At 64.0% G+C, this 17,852-nt stretch carries 20 protein-coding genes; 16 read left to right on the top strand and 4 right to left on the bottom strand.

Annotation, left to right across the window (positions count from 1 at the left end; translation table 11 throughout):
• The 11 genes from BQ8482_RS26435 to BQ8482_RS26390 all read left to right on the top strand — a co-directional run bounded on the left by BQ8482_RS26435 (position 1) and on the right by BQ8482_RS26390 (position 9,260).
• A complete protein-coding gene (locus BQ8482_RS26435; RefSeq protein ID WP_123150268.1) occupies positions 1–1,077 on the top strand; it encodes a Gfo/Idh/MocA family protein in 1,077 nt (358 codons plus the stop codon).
• Positions 1,077–1,895, top strand: a complete 819-nt coding sequence (locus BQ8482_RS26430) for a sugar phosphate isomerase/epimerase family protein (RefSeq protein WP_123150267.1) — start codon at positions 1,077–1,079, stop codon at positions 1,893–1,895. The genes BQ8482_RS26435 and BQ8482_RS26430 overlap by 1 nt, the downstream gene beginning before the upstream one ends.
• Positions 1,895–2,728 carry an alpha/beta fold hydrolase gene (locus BQ8482_RS26425; protein WP_123150266.1) on the top strand — a complete coding sequence of 278 codons (834 nt, stop codon included), beginning with the start codon at positions 1,895–1,897 and terminating at the stop codon, positions 2,726–2,728. Before BQ8482_RS26430 ends, BQ8482_RS26425 begins: the two co-directional genes overlap by 1 nt.
• Positions 2,725–3,447, top strand: coding sequence for a ribulose-phosphate 3-epimerase (locus BQ8482_RS26420; protein ID WP_123150265.1), 723 nt, complete (start codon positions 2,725–2,727; stop codon positions 3,445–3,447). Before BQ8482_RS26425 ends, BQ8482_RS26420 begins: the two co-directional genes overlap by 4 nt.
• Positions 3,447–4,484, top strand: a complete 1,038-nt coding sequence (locus tag BQ8482_RS26415) for an ROK family protein (RefSeq protein ID WP_123150264.1) — start codon at positions 3,447–3,449, stop codon at positions 4,482–4,484. Before BQ8482_RS26420 ends, BQ8482_RS26415 begins: the two co-directional genes overlap by 1 nt.
• Positions 4,477–4,851: an ATP-binding cassette domain-containing protein gene (locus BQ8482_RS40720; RefSeq protein ID WP_425294136.1), complete on the top strand. Its 375-nt coding sequence runs from the start codon at positions 4,477–4,479 to the stop codon at positions 4,849–4,851. Before BQ8482_RS26415 ends, BQ8482_RS40720 begins: the two co-directional genes overlap by 8 nt.
• A gap of 326 nt (positions 4,852–5,177) precedes the next feature.
• Positions 5,178–5,342 (top strand): hypothetical protein, encoded by a 165-nt coding sequence (locus BQ8482_RS38335; RefSeq protein WP_165848720.1) that lies wholly within the window; start codon positions 5,178–5,180, stop codon positions 5,340–5,342.
• A gap of 14 nt (positions 5,343–5,356) precedes the next feature.
• The gene (locus BQ8482_RS26405) at positions 5,357–6,346 is read left to right on the top strand and encodes a sugar ABC transporter substrate-binding protein (protein WP_123150263.1); all 990 of its coding nucleotides are present in this window, start codon (positions 5,357–5,359) and stop codon (positions 6,344–6,346) included.
• Positions 6,343–7,344, top strand: coding sequence for an ABC transporter permease (locus BQ8482_RS26400; RefSeq protein ID WP_123150262.1), 1,002 nt, complete (start codon positions 6,343–6,345; stop codon positions 7,342–7,344). The genes BQ8482_RS26405 and BQ8482_RS26400 overlap by 4 nt, the downstream gene beginning before the upstream one ends.
• Complete coding sequence (locus tag BQ8482_RS26395) at positions 7,341–8,105, top strand: ATP-binding cassette domain-containing protein (RefSeq protein WP_123150261.1); 765 nt, start codon at positions 7,341–7,343, stop codon at positions 8,103–8,105. The genes BQ8482_RS26400 and BQ8482_RS26395 overlap by 4 nt, the downstream gene beginning before the upstream one ends.
• Positions 8,106–8,174: 69 nt before the next feature.
• A complete protein-coding gene (locus tag BQ8482_RS26390; RefSeq protein ID WP_123150260.1) occupies positions 8,175–9,260 on the top strand; it encodes a Gfo/Idh/MocA family protein in 1,086 nt (361 codons plus the stop codon).
• Positions 9,261–9,270: 10 nt separating this feature from the next.
• On the opposite strand, the gene BQ8482_RS26385 is transcribed toward BQ8482_RS26390, so the two are convergent.
• Both BQ8482_RS26385 and BQ8482_RS26380 read right to left on the bottom strand, forming a co-directional pair.
• Positions 9,271–9,540 carry a hypothetical protein gene (locus tag BQ8482_RS26385; RefSeq protein ID WP_123150313.1) on the bottom strand — a complete coding sequence of 90 codons (270 nt, stop codon included), beginning with the start codon at positions 9,538–9,540 and terminating at the stop codon, positions 9,271–9,273.
• Between the two features lie 218 nt (positions 9,541–9,758).
• A complete protein-coding gene (locus BQ8482_RS26380) occupies positions 9,759–10,295 on the bottom strand; it encodes a TetR/AcrR family transcriptional regulator (protein WP_123150259.1) in 537 nt (178 codons plus the stop codon).
• 150 nt (positions 10,296–10,445) lie between these two features.
• Here BQ8482_RS26380 and BQ8482_RS26375 point away from each other — a divergent pair, with 150 nt between their 5' ends.
• Together BQ8482_RS26375 and BQ8482_RS26370 are read left to right on the top strand one after the other, a co-directional pair.
• Positions 10,446–11,708, top strand: coding sequence for an efflux RND transporter periplasmic adaptor subunit (locus BQ8482_RS26375; RefSeq protein WP_425294135.1), 1,263 nt, complete (start codon positions 10,446–10,448; stop codon positions 11,706–11,708).
• Positions 11,705–14,788, top strand: a complete 3,084-nt coding sequence (locus BQ8482_RS26370) for an efflux RND transporter permease subunit (protein ID WP_123150258.1) — start codon at positions 11,705–11,707, stop codon at positions 14,786–14,788. Before BQ8482_RS26375 ends, BQ8482_RS26370 begins: the two co-directional genes overlap by 4 nt.
• A 96-nt stretch (positions 14,789–14,884) precedes the next feature.
• On the opposite strand, the gene BQ8482_RS26365 is transcribed toward BQ8482_RS26370, so the two are convergent.
• The gene (locus tag BQ8482_RS26365) at positions 14,885–15,358 is read right to left on the bottom strand and encodes a L,D-transpeptidase (RefSeq protein WP_123150257.1); all 474 of its coding nucleotides are present in this window, start codon (positions 15,356–15,358) and stop codon (positions 14,885–14,887) included.
• Positions 15,359–15,731: 373 nt separating this feature from the next.
• On the opposite strand from BQ8482_RS26365, the gene BQ8482_RS26360 reads away from it, so the two are divergent.
• Positions 15,732–16,070, top strand: a complete 339-nt coding sequence (locus tag BQ8482_RS26360; RefSeq protein WP_244602967.1) for a hypothetical protein — start codon at positions 15,732–15,734, stop codon at positions 16,068–16,070.
• Positions 16,071–16,093: 23 nt separating this feature from the next.
• Complete coding sequence (locus BQ8482_RS26355; RefSeq protein WP_123150255.1) at positions 16,094–16,261, top strand: hypothetical protein; 168 nt, start codon at positions 16,094–16,096, stop codon at positions 16,259–16,261.
• 39 nt (positions 16,262–16,300) lie between these two features.
• Here BQ8482_RS26355 and BQ8482_RS26350 read toward each other — a convergent pair whose 3' ends face one another.
• The gene (locus tag BQ8482_RS26350) at positions 16,301–16,987 is read right to left on the bottom strand and encodes a response regulator transcription factor (protein WP_123150254.1); all 687 of its coding nucleotides are present in this window, start codon (positions 16,985–16,987) and stop codon (positions 16,301–16,303) included.
• 46 nt (positions 16,988–17,033) lie between these two features.
• Here BQ8482_RS26350 and BQ8482_RS26345 point away from each other — a divergent pair, with 46 nt between their 5' ends.
• Complete coding sequence (locus BQ8482_RS26345; RefSeq protein ID WP_192362246.1) at positions 17,034–17,813, top strand: response regulator; 780 nt, start codon at positions 17,034–17,036, stop codon at positions 17,811–17,813.
• Positions 17,814–17,852: the final 39 nt, after the last annotated feature.

Here is a 17,852-nt window from a genome sequence, read left to right as displayed (position 1 = left end):
ATGATCCGGAAGCAAGACCGTCGCCTTCGTGTCGGCGTGCTCGGCTGCGGGCCGATCGCCCAATTCGCCCATCTCGAATCCTGCGTGAAGGCCAGGAACGCCGATCTCTATGCGATCTGCGATACCGCGCCCGATCTTCTGGCGCGTATGGCCGCGACCTATGAACCCGAAAAAATCTACGGCGATTACGATGAGATGCTGGCCGACCCGCAACTGGAAGCGGTGATCGTCGCGACGTCGGACGCTTATCACGTGCCGATGTCGATGAAGGCGCTCGAGGCCGGCAAGCACGTGCTGTGCGAGAAGCCGATCGGCGTTTCGGTCGAGGAAGGCGAGATGCTCGCGACTGCGGTCCGGCGCTCCGGCAAGGTGCTGCAGGTCGGCCATATGAAGCGCTTCGACCCGGCACTGGAAGCGGCACGCGATTTCGTCCGCGACGAGATCGGCGAGATCCTGGCGCTAAAAGCCTGGTATTGCGATTCCACTCACCGCTACACCAACACCGACGCGGTCCAGCCGCTGCCGGTCACCAGCAGGCTGGCGCGCAAGCCGGGCGGCAATCCGAAGGCCGATCTCAGGCAGTATTTCATGCTGGCGCACGGCTCGCACCTCGTCGACACCGCGCGCTTCCTGTGCGGCGAGATCGTTGCCGTGCGCGCCCGCCTCAACGAACGCTTCGGCGCCTATTGCTGGTTCGTCGAAACCGAATTCGCCAATGGCGCGCTCGGCCATCTCGACCTCACCGTGGCTGTCCGCATGGACTGGCACGAGGGTTTTCAGCTCTATGGCGAAAACGGCTCGGTGATCGCGAAGACCTTCAATCCCTGGTATTTCCGGGCGAGTGAGGTCGATATCTTTCACGAGAAGGATGCGACGTCGCGAAGGCCGCTCGGCGCCGACGGTCATTTCTTCAGGCGCCAGCTCGAAGGCCTCGCCGACACGGTGCTCGACGGCGCGCTGCTGCGCGGCGCCGATGTCGAGGACGGCCTCGCCTCGATCCGCGCCATGGTGGCGATCGCCCGTTCGGTCGAAAGCGGTGAGCGCGTCGAGACCGCCAGCGTCACGGGAGCGGTCTGATGCAGATCGGAGTGTTCGCCAAGACCTTCCCGGGCAGCGAACCGGCCGGCGTACTGGCAGCGGTCCGCGACGCGGGATTTGCTGTCACCCAGTTCAACCTTGCCTGCGCCGGGCTGCCGTCGATGCCGGATGCGGTGCCGCAAGACGCTATTGATGCCATCGCGGCCGCGTCGAATGCTTGCGGTGTTGCCCTGGCAGCGCTCTCGGGCACCTACAACATGGCCCATCCCGACAGAGCTGTGCGCGACGACGGCCTGCGCCGGCTTGGCGTGGTCATCAAGGCCGCGGCATCCCTGTCCGTTCCGCTGGTCACCTTGTGCACGGGAACGCGCAACGCGGACGATCAGTGGGCATATCATACCGACAATACCGAGCCCTCGGCATGGGACGACATGGCGAGCGAGATGGAAAAGGCGCTTCAGCTCGCGGAGCGTCACGGCGTTGATCTCGGCATCGAACCCGAACAGGCCAACATCGTCACCTCGGCGTCGGACGCAATGCGCCTCATCGCCGAGATGGGCTCGACACGGCTGCGCATCGTGCTCGATCCGGCCAACCTGTTCGAGCAGGCGAGCCCCGAGGAAGCACGCGCCATCGTCGCCGCTGCGGTCGAAACCACGGCAGGCCATGTCGCCATGGCGCACGCCAAGGACCGTTTCGCCGACGGCCGCTTCGCCACCGCCGGGCAAGGTGTCGTCGATTTCCCGGATTTTGTCGCTCGACTAAAGGTATCAGGCTTTGACGGGGCGCTGGTCACCCACGGCCTTTCGGCCGACGAAGCGCCCGGGGTCGCCCGCTTCCTGAAGGGGCTGACCTGATGCGCCGCCTTGCCAAGCTGCTTCGCGATGACGCATTGCTCCAAGTCTGCGACCACAGCGACGGGCTTGCGGTTGTCTTTCAGCACGGGCTGGGCGGCGGCGAGGCGCAGGTCGCCCAGGCTTTCCCTTCCGGGCCGGGGTTGCGGCGCATCACGCTGGAATGCCGTGGACACGGCGCGTCCGGACTGGGCAGCCGCCGGCCGTTTTCCCTGGAGATGTTCGCGGACGATGTTGTTGCCGCCGCCGATCAGGCCGGCCTCGATCGATTCGTCGCCGGCGGCATTTCCATGGGCGCCGCGATCGCCATGCGCCTGGCCTGCCGTCATCCGGGTCGCGTCGCGGGTCTTCTCCTGGTGCGACCGGCCTGGATTTTCGACAGCGCGCCGGTGAACCTGCGGCCGATCGCCGAGGTTGCCAAGCTTATCCTGGACCACGGCCCCGACAAGGCGAGGGCGATCTTCGCGCAATCGGAAACCGCCGCGCGCCTGCAGCGCGACGCGCCCGACAACCTTGCCTCGCTGTTCGGGTATTTTGACCGGCCGGACGCCGCGCCATTCGCGCAGGTCCTCGCCGACATTGCCGCCGACGGCCCGGGCGTTTCAGCGAGTGACGCCGCTGCCCTTGGCATCCCCACGCTCGTCATCGGCAATGCCATGGATGCGGTGCATCCGCTGCCGGCTGCGCGCTCGCTTGCCGCCGCCATTCCCGGCGCGACCTTTGCCGAAGTCGCTCCCAAGGCGCTCGACAGCGTCAGGCATTTCGCCGAGCTGCAGGCTGAGATCACGACCTTCCTTCACACCTACTCGAATTTCCGGAGCCTCATTCCGTCATGACGACCAAAACCCTGTCCGGTCCCGACGCCATCGCCGCCCTGCCGCGCAACCGGCTGCTCGGCGAGTTTTCGCTGTGGTCGGCCGACCTTGCCAATATGGAGCGCGACCTGAAGCGCATAGAACCTCATGTCGACCTCCACCACATCGACGTCGCAGACGCCCGCTTCACCCCCGGCTTCCTGTTCTTCCCGGATCTGGTAGCGCGGATCGCCGGGCTGACGGCAAAACCGATCCATGTGCACCTGATGGTCGAAGCGGAGATCGTCGAGGAGCAGACGCGCCAGTTCATCGAGGCCGGTGCCGACCTGGTCAGCGTCCATGCCGAAAACGGCGAAGCCGGCCTGCGCGCCGTGCGGCTGGCGCATGAACTCGGCGCCGAGGCCGGCGTGGTGCTCAGGCTGGAAACGCCGGTCGCTGCGGTCACCCCGTTCCTGCCCGAAGTCGCGTTTGTGACGCTCCTCGGCACATCCATCGGCGTCAAGGGCCAGAGCCTTTCCGACCAGGCTTGCCCCCGCCTGATTGAAGCACGCACGCTGATGCAGCAAGCCGGTCGCGAAACCGATATCATCCTGGCTGCCGACGGCGGCATCCGCCACGAGACGGTGCCGCGCCTGCGCGCCGCCGGGGCCGAGACGGTGGTGCTCGGATCGCTGGCATTCGACGACCCTGACCTCGCGCAGCGCATGGCCTGGCTGCGTGGACTGAAGGTCGCCGCCTGATGACAAGACTGGCCCTCGCCTTCGATCTCGGCGGAACGGAGCTGCGCGGCGCGCTGGTCGAGAGCGGCGGCCGCATTGTCGCGCAGGTTTCGGCGTCGACGATGGCGATCGCGGGATCGGATGCGGTGATCGGCCAGATCATCGCACTGGCCGGGGCGCTTCTGGCACAGCGCCCACTGGCGGATGTCGCCGGGATCGGCATCGGCGCGCCGGGACCGCTCGATCCCAAGGCCGGCATCGTGATCGCGCCGCCGACGCTGGCCGGCTGGCACGACGTGCCGTTGATCGACATTCTCGGCAAGCATTTCGGCCTGCCGGTGCGGCTGGAAAACGACGCCAACGCGGCCGCCCTTGGCGAATGGCGCTTCGGCGCCGGCCGAGGCAGCGGCTCGCTGGTGTTCGTCACCGTGTCGACCGGCATCGGCGGCGGGGTCGTTGCCGACGGCCACATCTATCACGGCCGGCGCGGGCTGGCGGCCGAGATCGGCCACATGACCATCACCGGCGAGGGCGACCGCTGCTTCTGCGGCGCCGTCGGCTGTTTCGAGGCGGTCGCCTCCGGAACCGCGCTCGGGCGGCGTGCCACAGCGCTGACAACGCCGGGCGACGGCTCCCTGCTCAGGCGCCTTTCGGCTGACGGCGACGTTTCGGCCAGGCACGTCGTCGAAGCCGCACGTGCCGGCGATATCAGCGCGCTCGAATTGATCGAGGCGGAGGCGAAGTGGCTCGGCATCGGCTTCACCAACCTGCTTCACCTCTATTCGCCGGACCTGATCGTCATGGGCGGCGGCCTCGCCAATGGCTTCGACCTGTTGGCTCCAACCATCAGGGCAACCGTCGAGCAGCGGGCGATGCCGGCCTACCGGGATGTGCCGATCGTGCCGGCGCAGCTTGGCGACCGCGCAGGACTGATCGGCGCGGCCAGCCTGATCCTCTGGGAAGGCGAACCGGGCGCGCCATTGGCGATGGCGCAGAACGAGGACAACAAAGACGGCGCGACTGAGCGTGCCGGCGCCAGGGAGACAAGCCATGGCTGAGCTCAAGCTGCGCGGTGCACGCAAATCCTACGGGTCCGTCGAGATCATCAAGGGGCTTGATCTTGACGTCGAGGACCGCGAATTCGTCGTCTTCGTTGGCCCGTCCGGCTGCGGCAAGTCCACGCTGCTCCTGCTGAAGCTGAAGGTGGCGTCAGCCGTCCCCGAAGGCGTAACCGTGACCCTGCCGGGCGGCGAGGCGTTGACCGTGCCGGTCGCCGCCGGCGCAAGCAAATCCGGCGACGATCTTCTGCTCGGCATGCGGCCGGAACATCTCCGCATCTCGGCCAACGGACAGTTCAAGGTGGCAAGCCGTGCTGGCGGAGCGGCTTGGCAGCCTGACCATCCTGCGTGTAGAGATCGCGCCTGACATCACGCTGGTCGTCCAAGCCGAAGGCGGCGACAGGACGCCGTTGCACAGCCCGATCGCGCCGCCATCGGCTTGCCACCTGTTTCGCACCGATGGTCCAGCGCTGGCGCCTCTGCAATCGGCGTGACGGCGTGCACTTGCAGTTTGACCCGGACCACTGACGACGCCGCATCGAGCCTGCTTCGACTTCCCAGCAGTGTCGATTTCTGCTGCATCGCAGCACAGCAAAAGCCGCTGCACACGATTTTAAATCTTGACGCGTGTCAAATTTTTATAAAACATGCGGAAATGCTGACAGGGCATCGGTCAGCGCTCTGGGAGGAGAAATGCCTGACACGAAAAGCCGCCCGAACCGGGCGCGGAACCCGCAAGCCGTTTGGCAATCGCTGATCGGTCGGCAGTGTGTCATCGCAAGCGCCGGGCTGGCCTTCGCCGGCACAGCCATTCCGTTCGCCGGGCAACGGGTCGATTGCGACACAACCAACAATTAGGAGGAGGCAGAAGCATGCGTATGTTCAATTGCCTGTCGCTTGGCGCAGGCCTGTTTGCAGCCATCATTTCCATGCCGGCCCAAGCCCAGGACGCGGCCCGCGTCGCGGCTATCGTCAAGGGTCTCGACAATCCCTTCTTCCAGTATATGCACCAGGGCATCGAAGAGCAGGCCAAGGCCGACGGCGTGGCCGTCACTATCCAGGCAGCCGCCAATATGGGCGATGCCACCGGGCAGGCCGATCGGTTGACCGCCATGGCCATGCAGGATTTCGATTGCTATCTGGTCAATCCAATCAGCGTCAGCAACCTCGTCCAGGCACTTGTGCCTGTCGCCCAGAAGAACAAGCCGATCGTCAACATCGACAGTACCATCGACGCCGAGCAGGCCAAGGCCGCGGGCTTCACCGTCTCAACCTATATCGGCACAGACAACGTTGCCGCCGGCGTGCTGGCAGGCGAAGAGATGCTGAAGCTGGTTCCTGCAGGCTCCAAGGTCGCGCTGGTGGCCGGCATCGTCGGCGACGTCGGCAGCAACGCCCGCATCAAGGGCTTCAAGCAGGCCGTCGAAGGCAAGCTCGACGTCGTGGTGATGGTCAGTGCCGACTGGGATCGCGAGAAGGCACTCACCGCGGCCACCGACATCCTGGCCGCGCATCCCGATCTCGCCGGCTTCTTCGCCGCCAACGACATCATGGCGCTCGGCGTTCAGCGCGCCGTCCAGACCTCGGGCAAGGACGTCAAGGTGATCGGGCTTGACGGCATCGTCGACGCGTTGAAATCGGTCGCGGCCGGCGAACTCGCCGCGACCGTCGCGCAATATCCCTATGTCGTCGGTGCCATGGGCGTGGAAGCCTGCAAGGCAGCGGCCATGGGCAAGGAACTGCCCGCCAATGTGCCGGCGCCGGTTCTATTGATCAACAAGGACAATGCCGAAACCTCGCTGAAGAACTTCCCGCGTCCGGGCGGCGACTATCCCGATCCCTTCCGCGAGATGTTGAAGTGAGCATTCCTGAACAAAACGCGCCCGTGCATACCGCGGGCGCGGCGGAGGAGAGCCGCCCCTCCCTGTCGGCTCTCCTCCTGGATCCTTCCTTCTGGGCCGACTGGGCATCGGTCGTCGGCCTTGTCGGCCTCGTCATCGTCTTCGGCATTAGTCAGCCGGTCTTTCTCAGCATCGCCAATTTGCAGGCCCTGCTGCTGGCCGCGGCGATCCTGGTCGTGCTGTCGATCGGCCAGACCTTCGTCGTCGCCACCGCCGGCATCGATCTCTCCTTGGCGGCAGCCGTCATGCTGGGCGCCATCATCCTCGGCCTCGTCGATGCCGCGGGCTATGGCATCTTCCTTGCCTGTGTGCTCGCCGTAGCCGCCACCAGCGCGGTCGGTTTCCTCAATGGCGTGCTCATCACAGCCGGGCGAATACCCGACTTCGTGGTAACGCTCGGCACGCTTTCGGGCGTCACCGGGCTCGGCCTGATCTTGTCGGGCGGCGAGCCGATAATGGTCGGCTCGCCTTTCCTGCTGCGGCTGGCCTCGGGCTCCTTTGGACCGTTCGGCTATCCCGTCTGGGTTGCGATATCGGCCGTTCTGGTGGCGCATATCGCGCTCTACCACACCCGCTTCGGCGTGCATCTGCTGGCGACCGGCGGCCAGGTCGAAAGCGCCAGCGCGCTCGGCATCCGCACCAACCGGGTCAAGATCGCCGCCTATACGATTTCAGGCTTCTGCGCCGGCATCGCCGCACTGCTCCTGGTGGCACGCATCGGCTCGGCCGAACCGCAGATCAATACCAGCCTTCTGCTCAATTCGGTGGCGGCAGTCGTCTTGGGAGGCGTCAGCCTGTTTGGTGGACGCGCCAGCATTCTCGGCCCGGCGATCGGAGCGCTGATGCTCACCGCTCTCGTCAACGGACTGACGCTGCTCAGCGTTTCGGCCTTCTACCAGCCCCTGGCCGTTGGTGCCATCGTGGTGCTGGCGGCACTGATCATGCGGTATCAGAAATGAGCGCCGTCAATCACTCCCCGTCGGCCGACGCGATCCTCGCCTGCGAAGGGCTGAGCAAGCATTTCGGCGGCATCCGCGCCTTCACCGATGTCGCCTTCCAGGCCCGCCGTGGCGAGGTCACGGCGGTGATCGGCGACAACGGCGCCGGCAAGTCGACGCTGATACGCTGCCTGGTCGGCGTGCATGTGCCGGATGCGGGAGAGATCTTCTTCGACGGGCGGCCGCGTCCCTTCGCCAATCCCGACGAGGCGCGCAAGGCCGGCATCGAGACGGTGCACCAGAACCTGGCGCTCATCGACGAACTGACCGTCGCCCAGAACCTGTTCCTCAACCGCGAGATCGTGCGCCGGATCGGTCCCTTCGCCCTGCTCGACCGCAAGGCGATGAAACAGCAGGCGCGCGCCATGCTGTCGCGCCTGTCGATCAACATGCCTTCGGTCAGCCAGCGCGTGCGGCGCCTTTCGGGCGGACAACGACAGGCGATCTCGATCTGCCGCGCCGCGGGTTCCGGCGCCAAGCTGGTGGTGATGGACGAACCAACCGCAGCGCTCGGCGTGCAGGAGACGGCCAATGTCGAAGCCCTGATCCGGCGGCTGCGCGAACAGGCCGTCAGCGTCATCCTGGTCAGCCATAATTTCGATCAGGTGCGGCGCCTGTCCGACCAGATCTGGGTGATGCGGGCTGGCCGAATGGTGGCGACCGTGCGTTCGTCGGAGACCACCGGCAATGAACTCGTCGCGCTTGTCACAGGAGCGGCATGAAGGACGAGCCGCCCCTGTCGCCCAAACAGGCTTTTGGCTGAAACAATTGGTTTGCAAAGGGAGTGTGCCGTGGCGGTGATCCGTGTCGGGCTAGTGGGTCTTGGAGAGGTCGCGCAGTCGATCCATCTGCCGGTGCTGAGCGATCAGCGCGACCGCTGGCTGATATCAGGCGTCTATGATGTTTCGCCGAGCCTGGTGGCGCTCTGCACATCCGAATACCCGACTGCCAAGGCCTTCGAAACGGCAGAGGCGCTGATCGATTCGCCGGATATCGACGCGGTTTTCATCCTCTCGTCAGATGAGACCCACAGCCGTTTCGTCCGTGCCGCCGTCCAGGCGAACAAGCATGTCCTCTTGGAAAAGCCCGCCTGCCTGACGGTGCGCGAGATCGACGAGCTTCTGGCGCTGACGCCAAACTACGCCAAGACGATCTTTGTCGGCTACATGCGCCGCTACGCGCCGGCCTATCTGGCAGCGATGGAGGAACTGCCTGACTTCGCCGACATCACCCATGTCCGAATCTTCGACCTGATCTCCGAGGGCCGGCATTTCCTCAAGAAGAGCCAGAACGTCCTCTATCCCACCGACATCGATCCGGTCCTTCTGGCACGCGGCGCCGAGGAGCGCGACACACTGATCCGCGAAGTGGTGGGCGCCGATGCGCCGGCCGATCTCGTGCGCGCCTATCGCGGCCTGACCGCGCTCTCCTCGCACCACATCTCAGCGATGCGGGGATTGCTCGGCGAACCGGCCCGTGTGCTGGCGGCGCACCGCACCAATGGCGGCGCCAACACCAGCGTGACATTCGACTACGGACATTTCGCCGCCTGCTACGATGCGGTCGTCGACGATCTCGGCCTGTTCGACGCGATGATCGAGGTGCGCTCGAACACCAAACGGGTCCGCATCATTTACGACACGCCCTACATCCGCAGCCTGCCGACGCGGCTGGAAGTGACGGAGGCCGGCGCAGCCGGCCCGGTGACGCGGACACACGGGCCGCTCTATGGCGACGCCTTCTCGAATGAACTTGAGACCTTCCATCGCCACATCACCGACGGGACGAAGCCGCTGACCGACCTCGCCGATTCACGTCGCGACCTGGCGCTGATGGCCGAGATCATCGAGCAGATGAAGAAGACTGGCGGGCACTGAAGCCTGCCGCCTACTTCCCGCAATGGTGATCGTTGATCTTGTTCAACGCATTCGCGTCGGGTCCGACCCTGTGGTAGGAGCAGGCTCCTGCGGCTGTCGTGAACAACTGCTGGTCATAGTAGCGCGGGCCGCCGAACAGGATGTCGATGATGTCGCCTTCGGCGGGAACGTAGCGTTCAGGGTCAGCCCGTTGGTCGCGACTTCCAGCGAAGGCCGCGGCGGACATGCTGCAGCCCACCGCGAAAACGAGAGCGCAGATCGCAAAGCGTTTTGTCGTCATCGGCAACACCCTTCTGGCCGTTCGGGTTCCCACCATACATCCAAAATCGCCAGCCGAACAAAAGTTCCCTGAACGGCACTCTGGCCAACCAGCTCAACCTGTTTCGTTTCTCGACCAAGCTGGTCACCACCGGCATCGTCTACAACAGCAAGGCGCCCCTCGTGCCGGCGAGCGGGGAGGATCTCACCAAGGTGGCTACGCCCAGTCTACACGGCAATCTATCCCGCGATGTCCAGCAAGGACGATACCAGCAACCGGCGTTCGTCGACCGAAAGGACGTCCGAATCGAACAGGTTCATGCTGCGAAGTCCTTCGATGGCGAGGTAGCAGACCAGCAGCGCCTTGAGGTCCGGCGTCTCTCCCTTGAGGCGCTCGAAAACCTGCCGCCTGAACGATTTTATAGGTGTCAGGAAATCGGGATCCTCGGCGATCGCTGAAAATATCCAGGAAGCCGAAGGTTTCGATTCCTCGGCATGTTCGGCCGAAAGCTTGATGTAAGTCGCAAGCGGGCTTTCGCCGTCGACGCCGGCCGTGCGGGCGGACTCCAGCGCCTGTTCGAAGGCGCGCAGGTAATCCTCTACCAGCGCCTGCATCAGTTTCGCCTTGGTCGGGAAATTGTACAGCAAGCCGCCTTTCGACACGCCGGCTCGGCTGGCGACGGCGTCCAGCGACAGGCTGCCGGGCCCTGTCTCGCGTGCCACATCGGCGGCGGCGGCGAGAATTTTATCACGCGAATTTGTTCTGCGGGCCTTCATCAGTCGCTCCCCATACATTAGCCTACGCGGAATTGACAAGACCGTCCAGACGGTACAGTAAGATCGCCGTCATTTGAAATCGGGACCAGTCACAGGTATGTGTTTCGGTCATCCGACCGTTATGCCGGGCCATGGCCAAGGGGACTGTTCGTGATCAAGCGTTTCATCATTGCCTTCATTCTGCTCGTGCTGGTGTGCGGCGGCATCGTCGGCTTCAATTTGTTCCGCGACAATGCAATGCAGCAATTCTTCGCCACGATGAAACCGCCGGCCGCGACCGTGTCGACGACAATCGTCAAGCCGACGGAGTGGACGCCGGGCGTCGAGGCGATCGGCACTGTCAGCGCGGTCCGCGGCGTCGACCTGACCGTCGAAACCGCCGGCATCGTCAAGGACATCCTGTTTCACGCCAATCAGAAGGTTGAAGCCAACGCGGCTCTCCTTCAGCTCGACGATGCCGCCGAACGCGCCGATCTCGATGCGACGAAGGCGCAAGCAGCGCTCGACCAGACGGCGTTGACACGCGCCCTTGAATTGCAGAAACGCGATGTCGGCTCGGAATCGACGCTCGATACGGCGCGGGCAGCCGCATTGGCTTCCGCTTCGCGGGTCAACAGGCTGCAGGCGGTGCTCGAGCAGAAGCTGCTGACAGCGCCCTTCAGCGGCACCGTGGGTATCCCCAGGATCGATCTCGGCCAGTATCTCTCACCCGGTACTTCCGTAGTCACCCTGCAGGATCTGGAGACGATGCGGGCCGATTTCTCGGTTCCCGAACAGCAGCTTCCGCTGCTCAAGATCGGCCAGAAGGTACGGCTTGGCGTTGGTGACGGCGAGCTGCCGTTCGCTGGCACCATCCGCGGTATCGACCCGAAGATCGACCCGACCAGCCGGCTGGTGACGGTCAGAGCCGAGGTCGCCAACCCCGAAGGCAAGCTGACCCCTGGCCAGTTCGTGCAGGTGCGCGTCGAACTGCCCGAGGAAAACAACGTGCTGACGGTGCCGCAGACCGCGCTGACCTCCAGCCTGTACGGCGACTTCGTCTTTGTGGTGCGTCCGGCAAAGCCCGCGGACAACGGCGCCGCCCCTGCTGCTCCTGCGAAGCCGGAAGAAAAGCCCGCCACGGATACTGCGAAATCCGCGGCCGAGGCGCGCGCGGCAAAACCCGAGGAAGAACCGGCGGCAACGCCGGCCGAACCGACGGCGGAAGAACAGAAACCGCAGCTCGTGCTTGCCCAGGTGTTCGTCAAACCAGGCCGCCGCAATGCCGGCCTGGTTGAGATCCTGGAAGGCATCGCGCCCGGCGACGAAGTCGTTACCGCCGGCCAGAACCGCCTTTCCAACGGCATGTCCGTTGCCGTCGACAACACCATCGATCCGACCAAGCCGGCAGACCAGCAGGCAGCCCAGAAATGAGCTTCTCCGACATCTTCATTCGCCGTCCGGTCCTTTCGACCGTGCTCGCCTTGATGATCCTGCTCCTGGGTTTCCAGGGCATCTTCAGCCTCTCGATCCGGCAGTATCCGGAGGTTGAAGAAACGGCCATCACGATCACCACGGCCTATCCCGGCGCCAGCGCCGACCTGATCCAGGGGTTCATTTCCGCGCCGATCGCCCGTGCCGTCGCTTCGACCGAAAACATCGATTATGTCACGTCGGCGAGCCGGGCGTCCTCCAGCACCGTGACGGTGCAGATGAAACTCGGCTCCAACCCCGACGTCGCGCTGAACGAAGTCCTCTCGAAGGTACAAGGCGTGCGCGGCGACCTGCCGGACGAGTCCGAAGACCCGGTGATCGTCAAGGGCACCGGCGAGCAGTTCGCGATGATGTATATCTCGATGCAGAATCCGAACATGACGCCGGAACAGCTCACCGAATATATCGAGCGCGTCGTGCGGCCGCGCATGTCGACGGTCGAGGGTGTCGCCGACGTGCAGATCTTCGGGGCCGCCGAATATTCGATGCGCGTCTGGATCGACCCGATCAAACTGGCGGCGCGCGGCGTGACGGCGGCGGAAGTGCTGACCGCCATCAACGAATCGAATTTCCTGTCAGCACCCGGCAACACCGAAAACGAATACGTCGCTTCCTCGATTACCGTTCGCTCGACGCTGCAGACGCCGGAAGCTTTCGCCGCTCTTCCGCTCCGATCGAAGGACGGCAACGTGGTGAGGCTGCGCGACGTGGCGCGCGTCGAGCTCGCCGCGGCGAACACCGACACCAGGGTCACTTTCAACGGCAAGCCCGGCATCTTTCTCGCCATCTTCCCGACGCCGGCCGCCAATCCGCTGACGACGGCGGAGGCGATCCACGAAATTGTGCCGACAATTCAGGAGACGCTGCCGCTCGGCATGACGATCGAGATCGTCTACGATTCGACCGAGCAGATCAGCGCGTCGATCGAGGAGGTGTTCAAGACCATCGGCGAGGCGGTCGCCATCGTCATCGTCGTCATCCTGCTCTTCCTCGGCTCGTTCCGCTCGGTGCTGATGCCGATTGTAACCATTCCGCTGTCACTGATCGGCGTCTGCTTCCTGCTGTTTTCGCTGGGCTATTCGATCAATCTTTTGTCGTTGCTGGCCATGGTGCTGGCGATCGGCCTCGTCGTCGACGATGCTATCGTGGTGGTGGAAAATATCCACCGCCACATGGAGGAAGACGGTTTGTCGCCGATGCAGGCGGCCTTCAACGGCATGCGGGAGATCTCGTCCGCCGTCATCGCCATGACGATAACGCTGGCCGCCGTGTTCGCGCCGCTGGCCTTCACCGGCGGCCTGACCGGCGCACTGTTTCGCGAATTCGCGGTGACGCTTGCCGGCTCGGTGGTGCTTTCGGGTGTCGTTGCCCTCACCGTCACGCCGATGATGTCGGCACGCATCCTGAGGGCCGGCTCGCACAGCCGCTTCCAGCGTATTGTCGACAACACGTTCGGGCGCGTCGAAAACATCTATGAGCGGCTGGTCAGCGGCTCGTTGAAATATCGCCCGGTGACGCTGATGATCGTCATCGCACTGGTGGCCACGACCGGCTTCATGTTCACCAAGACCGCGAGCGAACTGGCACCGGAAGAAGACCAGGGCTTCTTGCTGTCTATTGTGAATGCGCCGCGCTATGCCACGTCGGACTACACCGAGACCTATGTGAACCAGATTCTCGGGCTGATGAATGATATCCCCGAAACCAGGGCGCGGTTCTCCGCTGTTGCGTTCCAAGGCCCGACGAACAACGCCTTCGTCGGCTTCGCATTCAAAGACTGGGCCGAGCGCGCGCGCAGCTCGAAGGAACTTCAGGAAGACATCACCGCCCGCCTTGCCAAGGTGGCGGGCGTCGAGGCTTTCGTCTTCGCCCCGCCGACGCTGCCCGGCTCCGGCGGCGGCCTGCCGGTCACGATGGTGGTGCGTTCGACCGGCGATGCCTCCCAGGTGTACGAAGCGGCCGAGGACATCAAGAACAAGGCGCAGGCCTCCGGTCGCTTCCTCGCCGTGCAGAACTCGATGTCCTACGACGCGCCGCAAGTGACGGTGACGATCGACCGCGACCGCGCCGCGGCGCTCAACCTGCCGATCGCCGACATCGGCCGGACGCTGACCCTCTTGGTCGGTGGCGCCGAAGTGGCGCAATTCGACCGCGAATCCAACAGCTACGACATCATCCCGCAGGTGCCGCAGAACTTCCGCGACAACCCTGAAAAGCTGGCCGAGTATTTCGTGCGCAGCGCGTCGGGGGAGATGGTGCCGCTCTCGGCGGTGGTGAAGATCTCGACCGACGCCTCGCCGGCCGTGATCGAGCAGTTCAACCAATTGAACTCCGCCACGATTTCCGCTCTGCCATTGCCAACCGTCACCACCGGCGACGGGCTGAGGACCATCGAGGACATCGCCAAGGAAAGCCTGCCCGAGACGTTCTTCATCGACTATACCGGCCAGTCGCGGCAGGAGAAGGAACAGGGCTACACGATCATCATCGCCTTCGCGGCAGCCGTTCTCGTCATCTATCTGGTGCTGGCGGCGCAGTTCGAAAGCTTCCGCGATCCGTTGATCATCATGATGTCGGTGCCGCTGTCGATCTTCGGCGCGATCGTGCCGCTCAATCTGGGGCTGGGAACGCTCAATATCTACACGCAGGTCGGTCTGATCACGCTGATCGGCCTGATCACCAAGCACGGCATTCTTCTGGTCGAGTTCGCCAACCAGCAGCGCGAGCTCCACGGGATGCGGCGGCGCGATGCGATCGTCGCCTCGGCCAGGGTGCGGCTAAGGCCGATCCTGATGACGACGGCGGCGATGGCGCTCGGCGTGGTGCCGCTGATCATCTCCAGCGGCGCGGGTGCGGCGGCGCGCTATTCGATGGGCCTGGTGATCTTCACCGGCATTCTGGTGGGGACCATGTTCACCCTGTTCGTGGTGCCGATGTTCTACACCTTCATTGCCAGCAAGGACCTGCCGCATCACGCCGAGAAGCCGGATCCGAAGCTGATGCCGGTCCCGGTTGATTGATTGACAAAAAAGGCCGGAAACTTCCGGCCTTTTCTTGGGCCGTGATATCCGACCCGGAATGGACTTATAACCGGCAGGCGGATCGTCTTTGGTTATCTATTTGACGATGACGATCCTGGTGTTGGTCGGACCGAAAATCTCGACAAGCTGGTAGAAATCGGCGGCATTGTCCGGATGCAGCCGCACGCAGCCATGCGAGGCCGGGCGGCCGAGACGCTTGACGAAATTGGTCGCATGCACGGCGTAGCCACCCTTGAAGAACACCGAATGCGGCATCGGCGCGTTGTCGTATTTCCTCGAATACCACATCTGGTGCATGCGGGTCGGCTTGAACGAGCCGGTCGGGGTAACATGCCCCTTGCCGCCGGTCGAGACTTTCCACGCGAAGGTCGGCCGCCCGTCGACCAGGACTTCCATCGTCTGCTGCGAAAGCGAAATCCGCGCCACGATCTGATTGGCGGCCCGATTGGCGGCATGGGCAACGCCGTTGCCGGCGCCGAACAGAAGAACCGTACCCGCGGTGACGGCGGCGGCGATGTTGATGAGCTTGGCGGAAATGCCAGTGTACATGATATCCCCCTGTCTGCCGGGCACGGCCGGCTCCAATTCGATGAGTGGCTTATCGTTGGGTCACGTTTCGAATTGATTTCGCACGGCAGACGTTTCTGTTTCGAATCTGTTTCCTCTGGTTAACGGACGGAAGCCCATCCGAGGGGTTTGCAGGGGTGAAAATCAAGGACACAACGCCTCGGCTGATCGAGCCCGGATTCCGCAAAAAGCTACTGCCATCTCCAAGCGAAAGTGCGGTTTCGCTCCTAGGAAAGAAACTTGACTTGGCTCGAAACCAATCTGCAACAAAGCGCGGACTCTAGCGGCATGAGCCGGATACAGGCCACCCGCAGAGTTGACCCAACGAAAACAGCCGGCACAAACGAAGATGAACATGCAATCGAACGCGATCTCCTGGCTCTTTAGGATAAGCATAGCCGCAGCGATCATTGGTGGTGTCGGCACCTTCGCCGGCAACCCGATGACGAAGCTTGCGGAGATGACTTCAGGCGAAGTTTCGACGCTGCATGCCGCACTGTTTTTCGCCACGGTCTGGATCGTGTCCAGTCTGCGCATTAACCGGCTCAAGACCCTCTGGCGGGTCGGTTTTGGGCTGAAGAAGATGCGCGGCCCCTCCGGCAACTTGCAGCCGAGAGGACCGAAGGCCCGCGCCGCGACGGGGGGCTCCGCTGGCGGCGCGGGCACTTCGGGGGTTTCCCTGAAGCGAACCTAAAACCAAATTGGGGGACGAAAACGATGAACACGAAATTTGCAGCTTCGGTGCTTTCCGCACTGCTCTACGCACAGGGCCTGCTCGGCTTTGCCGGCCTCGCCACCGTGCTTCTTAGGGATCGTGCCCATGCGAGCGAATTCGTCGCGGCCAGCGAAATGCCGACAGGTCCGTCGCTTCTCGTGGTGCGCTGAGCGCCTGGGCCTGTGGACAGTACGGTGAGGGCCCCGGCCTCAGTCGGCGAACTGCGTCGGCGGATCGAAGCGGTAGCCCGCACCCCTTATGGTGGTTATGGTTTCGGTGTCGAGCTTGCGGCGCAGCCGCACGATGCGCGAATCGATCGAGCGATCGAAGGCATCGGCATTTTCGGCGGGCGCGGCGGCAATGATGTCGTCGCGCGTCAAGACCTTGCGCGGACTGGCCAGGAACAATCTGAGCAGCGCCACCTGACCCGGCGACAATTGCTCTTCCGTGCCGGACCGATGCATGACCATGGCCGACCGGAGGTCGACCGTCGCGTTCTCCAGCACCACCAATTCCCCGGCGTTCCTGCCGCGCCGTGCCAGCAAGCCGCCGATACGGGCGGCGAGTTCCCTGACGTTGAGCGGGCTCTCAACGACGTCGGCGGCGCCGAGTTCGAGCGCCAGCACCTTGTCGACGAGATCGGCCGGCCGGCAGATCAGGATGAAATCCGGCCCGCCCTCGCCGCCATGGCGCCTGAGCAGATCACGCCCTTCCGCCTGGCTGAGGCTGTCGCCGACGACGACAACATCGATGCCCTTTCCGGAAAGCAAGGATTCGGCCTCCCACGGCTGCCGCACCGCGCGCACGTCATGGCCACGCCGTTCGAGATGGTCGGCGAGATCGGTCGCGACCACTTCGGCGACCGAAACAAGCGCGATGACGGATCGTGCAACCATTTTTTTCCACCCTGCAACCGGCAACCCAAGATGAGTGCTGGACATGATGTTTATACCCAATCTACTTTCCGCTGAAAGCGGGAGCGAGAGCATAGTGCGGGCACGAATTGTCATCGTCGAGGACGAGCCCGATCTGAGGGACGCGGTCGCCGAGTATCTCGGCGCCAGCGGCTACGATGTCGCGACGGCCGAGAGTGCCAGCGCCGCGCGAACCTTGCTGGAAACGCAGTCGTTTCATCTGGCCATCCTCGACATCGCCATGCCGGGCGAGGACGGCCTGTCGCTCGGCCGCTGGCTGCGCTCGAAAATGCCGATCGGCATCATCTATGCCACTGCCGCCGGCACCGCGCTCGACCGCATAGTCGGGCTGGAACTCGGCGCCGACGACTACATCGTCAAACCTTACGAATTGCGCGAGGTGCTGGCGAGGGTCCGCAGCGTGCTGCGCCGCGTGCCGCAGCCGGCCGAACCACAGGGCGCCAAGGCTGAAACAACTGCCAACCGCCGTTTCATGAGCTTCGGCCCTTTCCATGCCGATCTCGACGGCCGGTTCGTCACCGGCACCAATGGGACGGTCATCGACATGGCCAAGAGCGAATTCGACGTGCTGGAGGTCTTCCTGACACGTGCCAACCGATTGCTGACGCGTGCGGCGATCTCCGAGGCGATCGGCTTCGTGGAAGATCCGGAATCGTCGCGCGCGGTCGATATCCGCATCATGCGGCTGAGAAAGAAGATCGAGGCGGACCCTGCCAATCCGAAATTCCTGCGCACGGTCCGCGGCGAAGGCTATATCTTCTCGCTGCCGACCGGCGAAGGCAACTGAGCGGCGCGACCACTGGTACCACTGTGGCCGGGCACGACT

It is taken from the genome of Mesorhizobium delmotii, assembly GCF_900149755.1.
Classification (GTDB): Bacteria; Pseudomonadota; Alphaproteobacteria; order Rhizobiales; family Rhizobiaceae; genus Mesorhizobium; species Mesorhizobium delmotii.
The sequence above is the reverse complement of the archived record's forward strand: the minus strand, read 5'-3'. Positions and strand labels throughout refer to the sequence as shown.